General features: G+C 69.6%; 10 protein-coding genes. 3 read left to right on the forward strand and 7 right to left on the reverse strand.

Features of this window, described 5'->3' with window-relative positions:
- On the forward strand, positions 1 to 375 hold a 375-nt coding region (locus tag G5C60_RS51375; RefSeq protein WP_206440838.1), incomplete at its 5' end, for a hypothetical protein.
- A 122-nt stretch (positions 376 to 497) separates the two neighbouring features.
- Here the strand turns inward: G5C60_RS51375 and G5C60_RS45995 are convergent.
- Positions 498 to 1,505: a stage II sporulation protein M gene (locus G5C60_RS45995; RefSeq protein WP_165269448.1), complete on the reverse strand. Its 1,008-nt coding sequence runs from the start codon at positions 1,503 to 1,505 to the stop codon at positions 498 to 500.
- A gap of 117 nt (positions 1,506 to 1,622) precedes the next feature.
- On the opposite strand from G5C60_RS45995, the gene G5C60_RS46000 reads away from it, so the two are divergent.
- Positions 1,623 to 2,687 (forward strand): RDD family protein, encoded by a 1,065-nt coding sequence (locus G5C60_RS46000; protein WP_338146124.1) that lies wholly within the window; start codon positions 1,623 to 1,625, stop codon positions 2,685 to 2,687.
- An 89-nt stretch (positions 2,688 to 2,776) separates the two neighbouring features.
- Here G5C60_RS46000 and G5C60_RS46005 read toward each other — a convergent pair whose 3' ends face one another.
- Both G5C60_RS46005 and ahcY read right to left on the reverse strand, forming a co-directional pair.
- Positions 2,777 to 3,391 carry a hypothetical protein gene (locus tag G5C60_RS46005; protein WP_165269450.1) on the reverse strand — a complete coding sequence of 205 codons (615 nt, stop codon included), beginning with the start codon at positions 3,389 to 3,391 and terminating at the stop codon, positions 2,777 to 2,779.
- A 98-nt stretch (positions 3,392 to 3,489) separates the two neighbouring features.
- A complete protein-coding gene (gene ahcY / locus G5C60_RS46010) occupies positions 3,490 to 4,947 on the reverse strand; it encodes an adenosylhomocysteinase (RefSeq protein ID WP_165269452.1) in 1,458 nt (485 codons plus the stop codon).
- 485 nt (positions 4,948 to 5,432) lie between these two features.
- Between ahcY and G5C60_RS46015 the strand changes: the two genes are divergently transcribed.
- A complete protein-coding gene (locus G5C60_RS46015; RefSeq protein ID WP_165269454.1) occupies positions 5,433 to 7,601 on the forward strand; it encodes a fructose-specific PTS transporter subunit EIIC in 2,169 nt (722 codons plus the stop codon).
- A gap of 268 nt (positions 7,602 to 7,869) precedes the next feature.
- On the opposite strand, the gene G5C60_RS46020 is transcribed toward G5C60_RS46015, so the two are convergent.
- From G5C60_RS46020 to G5C60_RS46035, 4 genes are all read right to left on the reverse strand, one after another.
- The gene (locus G5C60_RS46020) at positions 7,870 to 8,847 is read right to left on the reverse strand and encodes a cation diffusion facilitator family transporter (protein WP_165269456.1); all 978 of its coding nucleotides are present in this window, start codon (positions 8,845 to 8,847) and stop codon (positions 7,870 to 7,872) included.
- Positions 8,848 to 9,060: 213 nt separating this feature from the next.
- The gene (manA, locus tag G5C60_RS46025) at positions 9,061 to 10,212 is read right to left on the reverse strand and encodes a mannose-6-phosphate isomerase, class I (protein ID WP_165269458.1); all 1,152 of its coding nucleotides are present in this window, start codon (positions 10,210 to 10,212) and stop codon (positions 9,061 to 9,063) included.
- A gap of 93 nt (positions 10,213 to 10,305) precedes the next feature.
- Entirely contained in the window at positions 10,306 to 11,433 is a 1,128-nt protein-coding gene (locus tag G5C60_RS46030; RefSeq protein WP_165269460.1) for an SIS domain-containing protein, read from the reverse strand.
- A 48-nt stretch (positions 11,434 to 11,481) separates the two neighbouring features.
- The gene (locus G5C60_RS46035; protein ID WP_129308810.1) at positions 11,482 to 11,652 is read right to left on the reverse strand and encodes a Trm112 family protein; all 171 of its coding nucleotides are present in this window, start codon (positions 11,650 to 11,652) and stop codon (positions 11,482 to 11,484) included.
- Positions 11,653 to 11,756: the final 104 nt, after the last annotated feature.

Genomic DNA, 11,756 nt, shown 5'->3' on the forward strand with positions numbered 1-11,756 from the left:
CTGTGTTTTCTTCAAAGGAACCTCGTTCCCGACCGAATGGCCGGAGACGGGGTATCAACATATCTGGCGTTGATTTTTGGCACGCTGTTGAGTTCTCAAGGAACGGACGCTTCCTTCGTACTCACCCTCGCAGGCTTTCCTCCGGGCTTCCCTTCGGTGTTTCCAACCTTACCAGATCCGCTTTCCGTTCCGTTTCCGGATGGAATTCGTTTCTGGTGGCCGGTTGGAGAGCCTTGCCTATTTGGTCGCCTTGCGGCTCTCTTTCGGCGGTTCCGACTTTATCAGAAGTTTTCGGCCGGACTGACCGGCCACTCGTTCCTGAATAATCGGGAGGGCTTCTCCGGAAGTGAATTCCGTGAAGCGGATAGATGCTAACCGCTGCTGCCGAGCCTGTCCAGCTCCGCGCAACTGTGTAAATCTACCTCCCCACACGTCCCGTGTCAACGGCTTCCGTGGGGCGAAGACGAGACTAACAGCTCGGCCGGGGTGCCTGCACATCAGGCGGCGGTCGGTACGGAGGCGCTGCGCTCGGCCTCCTCGACGTCGCCCGTGGCGCCGGCACGCGCCGCGCGACCGCCCAGGACATAGACGTACACGAGGAAGGCCAGCTCGGCGGCTATGCCGATGGCTATGCGGGCCCAGGTCGGGAGGCCGGACGGGGTGACGAAGCCTTCGATCGCGCCGGAGACGAAGAGGACCAGTGCGAGGCCTATCGCCATGCCCAGGGCGGCGCGGCCTTCCTCCGCCAGGGCCGCGCGGCGGGACCGGGGGCCCGGGTCGATGAGGGTCCAGCCCAGGCGTAGCCCCGTGCCGGCGGCTACGAAGACGGCGGTCAGTTCCAGCAGGCCGTGCGGGAGGACTAGGCCGAGGAAGGTGTCGAGGCGGCCTGCCGAGGACATCAGGCCTATGCCCACGCCCAGGTTGAGCATGTTCTGGAAGAGGATCCAGATGACTGGCAGGCACAAGAAGGCACCGAGAACGAGGCACATCGCGGCGGCCTGGGCGTTGTTCGTCCATACCTGGGCCGCGAAGGACGCCGCGGGGTGGCTTGAGTAGTACGTCTCGTACTGGCCGCCGGGGCGGGTGAGGTCCCTGAGCTCGCTGGGGGCCGCGATCGAGGACTGGACCTCGGGGTGGGTGCCGATCCACCACCCCAGGATGGCCGCGATCGCGGTGGAGAGGAGTGCGGTGGGGACCCACCAGTGACGTGAGCGGTAGACCGCGGCGGGGAAACCGTACGCAAGGAAGTGGGTGACGTCGCGCCAAGAGGCTCGGCGTGTGCCTGTTACGGCACTACGCGCGCGTGCCACGAGTTGGCTGAGGCGACCGGTGAGTTGGGGGTCCGGGGCGCTGGACTGGATCAGTGAGAGATGTGTCGCCGTGCGTTGGTAGAGGGCGACGAGTTCGTCGGCCTCCGCGCCGGTGAGGCGGCGCTGGCGGTGCAGCAGTGCGTCGAGCCGGTCCCACTCGGCCCGGTGGGCGGACACGAAGACATCGACGTCCATCGGGTTGGCTGCTCCTCGGCTGCTCGTCGTGTGGTCAGCTTGTCGCACTGCGGCGCGATGTGCCCTCAGCTTGGCAGACTGGCTGTTCTCAGGGCAGTTCGGGGAAGGACGGCGGGCGTGAGTGAGCTTGTGACGGGCGAGGCGGTGGCATTGGAGCTGCGCCCCGCAAAGCTGCCGAGCCGGGCGCTGGCCGTGCTGATCGACCTGGTGGCGGCGATGGCCGCGTATGTCGCCGTGACCGTGGCTCTGGTGGTATCCACGGCTGGTCTCGATGAGGCGGCGCAGACAGCGGTGTCGATCGCGGCGTTCCTGCTCGTGCTGGTTGGCGGGCCGATCGCGGTGGAGACCCTCAGTCATGGGCGTTCGCTGGGGAAGCTGGCGTGCGGGCTGCGGGTGGTGCGGGACGACGGCGGGCCGATCCGGTTCCGGCACGCGCTGGTGCGTGGGGCCGTCGGTGTGGTGGAGATCCTGATGACGTTCGGGATCGTGGCGTGTATCGCGTCGCTGGTGTCGGCGCGGGGGCGGCGGCTCGGTGATGTGTTCGCGGGGACCCTGGTCGTACGGGAACGGGTTCCTGCCGGGCGTGCGTCTTTCGTTCCTCCGCCGCCGCCTTGGCTGGCGGGCCGGTTTTCCGGTCTTGATCTGTCCGCAGTACCGGATGGGCTGTGGCTTGCGGTCCGGCAGTATCTGACGCGGATGCAGCAGTTGGATCCGCAGGTCGGATGGGCGATGGCGGAGCGGCTCGCGGCCGACGTCGCGGAACGCACGGGTGTTCCGGCACCGCAGGGGGTGCCGCCGGCGGCGTATCTGGCGGCCGTGATGCAGGAGCGGCAGGCGCGGGAGGCCCGGCGGGCCTTTGGCGGCACGGCGGCCGTCGGCGGTGGACCTGCCGGAGGTGGAGGCGTGGCCGGTGGACCGGGTGGGACTGGACCGGCTGTCCCATACGCCGCGGTGCAGCCGCCGAGCTCCGCTCATCACTCGGGTTATCCCTCGGACGCGGGCTCGACTACTTCTCCCTCGGACTCAGAGCCGACGATGCCGGCCGGGCAGGAAGCTCCTGCTCCCCCGACCGCCGCTGCGCCCGCAGCCCCCGGCGCAGCTCCGCCGCAACCCCCTGCCCAGGCGGGCCCGCACGGTGCCGGGAGCGAGCGCCCCGCCACGGGGTTCGTGCCGCCCGCCTGACTCGTACCGTCCTACCGTCCGCGTGACTCGTGACGCCCTGCCGACCGGTGTGAGACAGCCGTGTGCCGGACGGCCTGCGGCACTGGGCGTCAGGTGAACACCGACGGCGGTGAGTCCAGGTCCTCGAGCTCGACGCCGGGCGCGGAGAGCACGACGTCACCGGAGATGTGCACGGCGTGCTGCTCGCCCGTGTCCAGGGCTGTGACCTGGTATTCCTCCACGGTCAGAGGGTCGTTGTCAGTGGCGTGTGCTTCTCTTTTCAGCAGGGCCCAGGACTGGTCGAGGGTGCGCGGGGCGAGGACCGGGTCGGTGAAGGCGACGAGGCGTACGCGGGTGGCGGATGAATCGGGGGTGAGGCGCAGGAGACGTGCGGTGGCGATGAGGAATGCGGGGGATGTGCCGGTGAAGGCGTGGGCGCGGACATTGCCTTCGGTGGCGTGAGTTCCTGTGGGGTCGGTGCGGACCCAGGTGACGCCGTTGAGGGCGGCGCCGCGGACCTGCCAGCTCGCTGCGTGGAGTTCGAGACGGACGGGGCGGCCGAGGTCGTCGAGGGCAAGGTCGACGGATCCGGCGCGGTCGCCGGAGGGGGTGGTCACTTGGGAGACGTAGCGCCAGCCGGAGGGGCCGGGCGCGCAGTGGAAGTGCTCTTCAGCGAGGGGGGTGTGGTCGTGCGGATCATGGAGCGAATATCGGCCGCGGGGCATGGGGGTTCGGTCCTCATAGGGGGCAGGCCCCCGCCATGACGGCGAGGGCCTGCTGATGTCCTTGCGCCGAGCGGTGGTACCGCTGCTCGGCAGGGTTCTCAGTAGCGGTAGTGGTCCGGCTTGTACGGGCCCTCGACCTCGACACCGATGTACGCGGCCTGCTCGGGGCGCAGCGTGGTCAGCTTCACGCCGAGCGCGTCCAGGTGCAGGCGAGCGACCTTCTCGTCGAGGTGCTTGGGCAGCACGTAGACGTCGGTCGGGTACTCGGACTGCTTGGTGAACAGCTCGATCTGGGCCAGGGTCTGGTCCGCGAACGAGTTGGACATCACGAAGGACGGGTGTCCGGTGGCGTTGCCCAGGTTCAGCAGGCGGCCCTCGGAGAGGACGATGAGCACCTTGCCGTCGGGGAACTTCCAGGTGTGGACCTGCGGCTTGACCTCGTCCTTGACGATGCCCGGGATCTTCGCCAGGCCGGCCATGTCGATCTCGTTGTCGAAGTGGCCGATGTTGCCCACGATCGCCTGGTGCTTCATCTTGGCCATGTCCGAGGCCATGATGATGTCCTTGTTGCCGGTCGTGGTGACGAAGATGTCGGCCTTGTCGACGACCTCGTCGAGGGTCGTGACCTGGTAGCCGTCCATCGCCGCCTGCAGTGCGCAGATCGGGTCGATCTCGGTGATGATCACGCGGGCGCCCTGGCCGCGCAGGGACTCCGCGCAGCCCTTGCCCACGTCGCCGTAGCCGAAGACGACCGCGGTCTTGCCGCCGATGAGGACGTCGGTGGCGCGATTGATGCCGTCGATCAGGGAGTGGCGGCAGCCGTACTTGTTGTCGAACTTCGACTTGGTGACGGCGTCGTTGACGTTGATCGCCGGGAACAGGAGGGTGCCCTCACGCTGCATCTCGTACAGCCGGTGGACGCCGGTCGTGGTCTCCTCGGTGACGCCGCGGATCTCCGAGGCGAGCTGGGTCCACTTCCGGGAGCCGTCCGTGATGGTGCGGTGCAGGAGTTCGAGGATGACGCGGTGCTCGTCGTTCTCCGCGGTGTCGACGGACGGGACCTTGCCGTCCTTCTCGTACTCGACGCCCTTGTGGACCAGAAGAGTGGCGTCACCGCCGTCGTCCAGGATCATGTTCGGGCCGCCGGTGGGCGTGTTCGGCCAGGTCAGGGCCTGCTCCGTGCACCACCAGTACTCCTCCAGGGTCTCGCCCTTCCAGGCGAAGACCGGGATGCCCTGGGGGTTGTCGGGCGTGCCGTTCGGACCGACCGCGATGGCGGCGGCCGCGTGGTCCTGCGTGGAGAAGATGTTGCAGGAGGCCCAGCGGACCTCGGCGCCCAGGGCGGCCAGGGTCTCGATGAGCACGGCGGTCTGCACGGTCATGTGCAGGGAGCCGGTGACGCGGGCGCCCGCGAGGGGCTGCGCCTCGGCGTACTCCCTGCGGATCGCCATCAGGCCGGGCATCTCGTGCTCGGCGAGGGTGATCTCCTTGCGGCCGAAGTCGGCCAGGGAAAGGTCGGCGACCTTGAAGTCCTGTCGGTTTTCGACAGTGGTCATGCGAGCTGCTCCTCGGGTTGGGTCGAGGTGGGTACGGCTGATCTGCGCGGCAGTGGGCATACGAATGCCCGGTGCCCATGCGCAGCGCAGTCCGTCGGAGGCCCTCTCTCCCTCGGTCGGCCCGCGCGGGGCCGCCCGACCGCCATCAGCAGCGACGTCTGGCTCGGTGACGAATCTACACCGATCGGCCCAGCGGGCCCCAGCCCGCCTCCAGCCAGATTGAAAGACGGACGAGGGGAACGGAGGAACGAGCGAGGTGGACCGAGGAGGGCCGCCAAGTCAGTAACGGAGGTCAACAGGCCTGGATAATACGGGACTTTCGCACCTTTGATCGTGTGCCTATGGGTTGGCAGGATGCGGGGCGATCGGGAACATGTGCGCGACTTGGCGGACTGCGGTCCTACATGAAGGGTCCCGCATGACAGGTCTCGTATGACAGATCTTGCATGACAGATCTTGTATGACAAAGGCGTTAGGAGATCCACGTGACCAGTCCGGCCGGCCCTCCCCCCACGGGCCGCGGCAAGGGTGAGCAGCAGCGGTTGAAGTTGCTCGCGGTGACCGCGTGTCCGACCGGCATCGCCCACACCTATATGGCGGCGGAGAAGCTCTCGCAGGCGGCGGAGCGTCTCGGTGTCGATATGAAGGTGGAGACACAAGGTTCGATCGGGGCCGAAAATGTACTCTCCGACAACGATGTCAGCTCCGCGGACGGCGTCATCGTCGCGGCCGACAAGGACGTGGACCTGAGCCGGTTCGCGGGGAAGCGGGTCGTGACGGTCGGGGTCGCCGAGGGGATTCGCCATCCCGAGCGGCTGATCGAGCAGGTGCGGACGGCACCCGTGCACGGCGGGGGCAGTGCGGCCGGTCCCGCGAGCGGCGAGGGCAGCGGTGGCGGCAGCGACGGCAGTGGCGGCGGCAAGGAGAGGAGTGTCACGTACAAGGCGCTGATGAACGGCGTCAGTTACATGATTCCGTTCGTCGTGGTCGGCGGGCTGCTGATCGCGATCTCGCTGTCGCTCGGCGGGCACACCGACCCGTCCGGCGGTCTGGTCATCCCGAAGGACTCCTTCTGGATGGACGTCAACAACGTCGGCGTCATCGGGTTCACGTTGATGGTGCCGATTCTGTCCGGCTATATCGCGTACGCGATCGGGGACCGGCCCGCGCTGGTGCCCGGCATGATCGGCGGGTGGATCGCCAACACCGGTTCGCTGTACGACTCCAAAGCGGGGGCGGGCTTCATCGGGGCGATCGTGACCGGGTTCCTCGCCGGTTATCTGGTGCTGTGGATCAAGCGGGTCAAGGTCCCCCAGTTCGTCCGGCCGATCATGCCGATCATCGTGATCCCGATTGTGGCGACGACGGTGCTCGGCCTGTTCTTCATCTACGTGATCGGTCAGCCGATCTCCTGGGTCTTCGAGCAGCTGACGGACTGGCTCAGCGGGATGACCGGGACCAGTGCGATCCTGCTCGGCGCGATTCTGGGGCTGATGATCGCGTTCGACATGGGCGGGCCGGTGAACAAGACGGCGTTCCTGTTCGGCACGGGGCTCATCGCGACGGGCAACCAGGCTGTCATGGGCATGTGCGCCGCCGCGATTCCGGTGATGCCGCTCGGGCAGGGCCTCGCCACGTTGATCCGGCGGCGGCTGTACACGGAGCAGGAGCGCGAGACGGGGCTGGCCTCGCTCTTCATGGGCCTGTTCGGGATCTCCGAGGGGGCGATCCCGTTCGCGGCGGCGCGGCCGGCGCAGGTCATCCCGGCGAACATGCTGGGCGGTGCGGTTGCCGGGGCGATCGCGGGTGTGGCCGGGGTGGAGGACGCCGTGCCGCATGGCGGGCCGATCGTGGCGGTGTTAGGTGCCGTGGGGGGCGTACCGATGTTCTTCGTGGCCGTGGTGGTCGGGACCGTGGTGACCGCGGTGATGACGGTCGCGCTCGTCGATCTCGGTGAGCGGAGGCGGAAGGAGCGGCCGATGGGTGACGGGTCAGCGTCGGAGCCCGAGCTTGCGATGGTCGGGGCGGGCACTGGTGCCGGTGACGATGGTGCGGCCCGTGGCGGTATGGCGCTTGCGGGCGGCCTCGCTCAGCGGGTGGCGTCGGCTCCGGCCTCCGCCTCCGCCACCGCCACTGCCGCCAGAGCCCGAGCCGAAGTTGAAGGCAGCGAGGCTCCTGCCGGAGGGTCTGCCGAGGGTGAGGTCCTCTCCGGTTACCTCAACGCGCAGACCGTGAAGGTACAGCTCGATTCCGCCGACAAGGAGTCCGCGATTCGGGAGATGGCTGGGCTGCTCGCGGCGAGCGGGAAGGTCGTGGACGTCGAGGAGTTGGTGCGGAGTGCGTTGCGGCGCGAGGCGCAGGGGACCACCGGGCTTGGTGAGGAGATCGCGATTCCGCATGCCAAGACTGATGCCGTGAGCGCGCCGGTGGTTGGTTTCGCGCGGTCGGTGGAGGGTGTCGAGTGGGGTGCGCCCGACGGTACGAAGGCCAAGCTGGTCTTCATGGTCTCCGTGCCGGAGGCTGCCGCCGGGGACGAGCATCTGCGGCTCCTTGCGCTGCTGTCCCGCAAGTTGATGGACGGCGGCTTTCGGGAGCGGTTGATGGCGGCTGCGGATGAGGCGGCGGTTCTCGGCGTGCTGGGCGAGATTCGCTAGCCGGGGTGCAGTGAAGGCGGCCGCTTGCCGCACAGGTGCCGGGGGTTTCTTTCCCCAAGCCCGCCCCTTCCCGAAACTGGGGCGCTGCCCCAGGCCCCGGTCGGGGGCGGATGTACGGCGTCGGCTGCGGCCGGTGGGCTGTCTGTGGGCAGGCGTTCCGCAAGGCGGAACGCCTGCCCACAGACCGACGGCGGAACGGGCCCGGGGCGAGCCCCGGGGCCGTCGCGTGCAAACGAGCGGCCCCTCCTCGTACCGGAGGAACAGAAAATCAGTGGTCGGCCGGCTGGGCCGGACCCCCCGGTGCCGCCTCGCGGTCTGCGCCCTTCGCTGCCTCGGTCTCGCGGTAGATGTCGGGCTCGAGGTAGATGACGCGGGCGATCGGGACGGCCTCGCGGATGCGGGACTCGGCGGCGTCGATCGCGGCGGCGATCTCGGTGGCCGTGTCATCGTGCTGGACGGCGATCTTGGCGGCGACCAGGAGCTCCTCCGGGCCGAGGTGGAGCGTACGCATGTGGATGATGTCGGTGACCGTGTCGCCGTCGACGATCGCGGCCTCGATCTTCTTGACGTCTTCCAGACCCGCGGCCTCGCCCAGGAGCAGCGACTTGGTCTCGGCGGCCAGGACGATCGCGATGAGGATGAGCAGGACGCCGATGCAGAGGGTGCCGATGCCGTCCCAGACGCCGTCGCCCGTGGCCAGTGCCAGGCTCACGCCGACGAGGGCGAGGATCAGGCCGACCAGTGCGCCCAGGTCCTCCAGCAGGACGACCGGCAGCTCGGGCGCCTTGGCGTGGCGCACGAACTCCTTCCAGGACTGCTTGCCGCGCGTCAGGTTGGACTCCTGAATGGCGGTCCGGAAGGAGAAGGTCTCGGCGATGATCGCGAAGACGAGGACGCCCACCGGCCAGTACCAGTGGTCGATCTCGTGCGGGTGCTTGATCTTCTCGTAGCCCTCGTAGATCGCGAACATGCCGCCGACCGAGAAGAGGACGATCGAGACGAGGAAGGCGTAGATGTACCGCTCGCGGCCGTAGCCGAAGGGGTGCTGCGGGGTCGCCTCACGCTGGGCCTTCTTGCCGCCGAGGAGCAGCAGGCCCTGGTTGCCCGAGTCGGCGAGCGAGTGCACGGACTCGGCGAGCATCGACGACGAACCGCTGAAGATGAACGCCACGAACTTCGCTACCGCGATCGCGAGGTTGGCGGCGAGTGCCGCCACGATCGCCTTGGTGCCGCCTGACGCGCTCATGTGTTCCCGATGTCCCTTCGTCTGCCGTCCCGGGGCTCTGTTCGTCTGCCGCCCCCGGTTTGCCCGCCTTTTGCAGTGGGCCATTGTTGCAGCCCGGGCTGACAACGGCGCGGCGGCCCATGACTACGCCGTGGACTCGGCCACGACTACGCCTTGCTACGCCGTACTACGCCATGGATTCGGCCACTGGATTCGGCCATGGCTTCGACGGCGTCAGGCGACCACAGTGGCTCGGAAGACCGTGCCGGTCCCGGACACTTCGGCCTTTTCGCCCGCCGGTACGAAGACGGACCGGCCGGGGGCGAGGGCATGCTCGCCCGCCTGTACGGAGCCCGCGGTGCACAGCAGGATCTGCGGGGTACGGAGGGTGAGGTCGTGGGCCGCGGTGCCCTGCGGAAGGACGTATCGCGAGAGGCGGAACTCGTCGATCGGCGTCTCGTAGACCTCCTCGCCGTCGGGGGACGCCTCGGGGCGCAGTACGCCGGGGTCGCTCGCTTCGAAGCGGACGATGCGCAGGAGTTCGGGGACGTCCACGTGCTTGGGGGTGAGGCCGCAGCGCAGGACGTTGTCGGAGTTGGCCATGATCTCGACGCCGAGGCCGTTCAGATACGCGTGCGGGACGCCGGCGCCGAGGAACAGGGCTTCGCCGGGCTGGAGCCGGACGTGGTTGAGCAGCATCGCGGCGATCACGCCCGGGTCGCCCGGGTAGTGATGGGCGAGGTCGGCGTACGGGGCGTGCGGGCCGCCGAGGCGTGCGCAGGCCGCGGTGGCTTCGGTGACCGTCGCGGCCATCTGCTCGCGGTCCGCGGACAGGACGGCCGTCAGCACCTCGCGCAGGGCGGCGTCCTCGGGGTGGGCGTGCAGCAGGTCGACGTACGGCTTGAGGGAGTCGGTCTCCAGCGCCTCGAGCAGGCCGGCGGCCTCCAGCGGGGCCCGGAATCCGCACAGACCGTCGAACTCGGTGAGCGCGCAGATCAGTTCGGGCTTGTGGTTGGCGTCCTTGTAGTTGCGGTGCGGGGCGTCGATCGGGACGCCGCGGCGCTCCTCGTCCTCGTACCCCTCCTTGGCCTGGGCGAGGTCGGGGTGCACCTGGAGGGAGAGCGGGGCGCCGGCGGCGAGGATCTTGAGGAGGAACGGCAGGCGCGGGCCGAACTTGGCGACCGTCTCGGTGCCCAGTTCACGCTCGGGGGCCGCCTCGATGAGCTCGGTGAGGGAGCCGCGGGCCGTGCGTGAGGGCGCGCCCGGGTGGGCGCCCATCCACATCTCGGCCTGCGGTTCGCCGGTCGGCTCGACGCCGAGGAGCCGCGGGATGGCGGTGGTGGAGCCCCAGGCGTAGGGACGGATGGTGTTGTCGAGGCGGTCCATCGGGTTCTCTCTGCGCTCTCTGTTCACATGTTCACGTGTGTGCGGCGGTCGGCCCGCTCACGGCAGTCAAGGGAATCGGCCGTCGGGCAAGCATCAGGCCCCCGCGGTGAGCGCCAGGTAAACGGCGGCGAAATCCGTGATGGCGATCAGCTCCGCGAGGGTCTCCAGGTCGCTGCCGTCCTCCGGTTCGAGTTCGCTGATCGCGGTGTCGTGGCTGAGGGCGAGGTCGCGGGCGGCGGGGGCCGCGGTGCGGCCCCCGGCCGGGCGGTCGCGCAGCAGCACCACGCGCGCGTGGAGGGCCTGTGCCTCCTCGACGCGGTCACGGAAGAAGTCGTCGGGGTCGGCGCCGGCTGCCAGCGCGCCCGAGAGCAGCACGCTGTGCGCGGCGAGCGCCTCGGGCAGCTCGGCGGTGAGCGCGGGACGGCCCGCGAGTTCCGCCATCGCGGCGACGAAGCGGCGCCCCGCGGGGCCCGCCGACTGGCCCTCGGTCCAGATCACCGGGAGCGCTTCGGCGAGCTCGGCGGCGAGCGTCTTGGCGGGATTGCTGTACGTCGCGATGGCCGGGCCGCAGCGTTCGGCGACCTGGTCGAGGCGGTCGGCGACCTTCTGCAGGACGTCGGGCGGGGCGGCCAGCAGGCCGGTGCGGTCGAGCAGTGCGAGCAGCGGGGTGAGCAGCGCCCACAGCGAACCGGGGGCCGACGCGGCTGCCGGTGCCTGCGGCTCGTAGGGGGCGGTTGCCATCGGCACGGCGAGGCCGTGCACGCCGGTGATCACCTCGGTCAGCGGGGCGCGGGGCGGGCAGACGGCGACGACGGTGAGGCCGCGCCGGTAGGCCTGCTCGATGAGGAGCGAGAGGCCGGGCTCGCTGCCGTCGGGCGTGGCGACCAGGAGCAGGTCGACGGGGCCCGCCCAGCCGGGCAGCTCCCAGAGCAGGGCGCCCGCGGCGGGGGCCACGCCTCCGGGGGTGAGCCGGGTGACGGGACAGGAGGCGCCGGCGAGCGAGCCGAGCAGGTCGGCGACGCAGATGGCGGCCAGGCCGGGGCCCGCGATCAGTATGGCGCGGGGGCGGCCGTCCGGCTTGAGCTCGGCGATCCCGGCCTCGGTGGCGTGCCGGACGGCGGTGCGTACGCGGGCGCCTGCCTCGGCGGCGCCGCGGAGCAACTCGCGGCGGTCGGCGCGGGCGAGTGCCTCCGGGTCGTCGAGCAGTGATTCGTCGAGCATGTGGGGCAGCCTCCGAGCGCCGGGCGGGGGTCGCTTCTTTTGTCGGGTCTACGCGGGGCGGCGGGCCTCGTCCACCAGGAGGACCGGGATGCCGTCGCGGACCGGGTACGCCAGACCGCAGTCCTGGGCGGTGCAGATCAGCTCGGTGTCCTGCTCCTTGAGGGGAGCGTGGCAGGCCGGGCAGGCGAGGATCTCCAGGAGGCCGGCTTCGAGCGGCATTGTGGGTCCCTTCGGGGGCGGAGTTTGTGCGGATGCGGCCTGGTCAGAGTACCGCTGTGGGGCGCTGGGTGCCGGGGGGCGGCTTCTTTCCCCAAGCCCGCCCC

It is taken from the genome of Streptomyces scabichelini (assembly GCF_011045015.1).
In the GTDB taxonomy this organism is placed as follows: Bacteria; Actinomycetota; Actinomycetes; order Streptomycetales; family Streptomycetaceae; genus Streptomyces; species Streptomyces scabichelini.

What these genes read in the sequence shown, in the direction of transcription:
- G5C60_RS46020 (WP_165269456.1), bottom strand. Translation starts at nt 8,847, where the DNA reads ATGAGCGCGTCAGGCGGCACCAAGGCGATCGTGGCGGCACTCGCCGCC.
- G5C60_RS45995 (WP_165269448.1), bottom strand. Translation starts at nt 1,505, where the DNA reads ATGGACGTCGATGTCTTCGTGTCCGCCCACCGGGCCGAGTGGGACCGG.
- G5C60_RS46035 (WP_129308810.1), bottom strand. Translation starts at nt 11,652, where the DNA reads ATGCCGCTCGAAGCCGGCCTCCTGGAGATCCTCGCCTGCCCGGCCTGC.
- G5C60_RS46005 (WP_165269450.1), bottom strand. Translation starts at nt 3,391, where the DNA reads ATGCCCCGCGGCCGATATTCGCTCCATGATCCGCACGACCACACCCCC.
- ahcY (WP_165269452.1), bottom strand. Translation starts at nt 4,947, where the DNA reads ATGACCACTGTCGAAAACCGACAGGACTTCAAGGTCGCCGACCTTTCC.
- manA (WP_165269458.1), bottom strand. Translation starts at nt 10,212, where the DNA reads ATGGACCGCCTCGACAACACCATCCGTCCCTACGCCTGGGGCTCCACC.
- G5C60_RS46030 (WP_165269460.1), bottom strand. Translation starts at nt 11,433, where the DNA reads ATGCTCGACGAATCACTGCTCGACGACCCGGAGGCACTCGCCCGCGCC.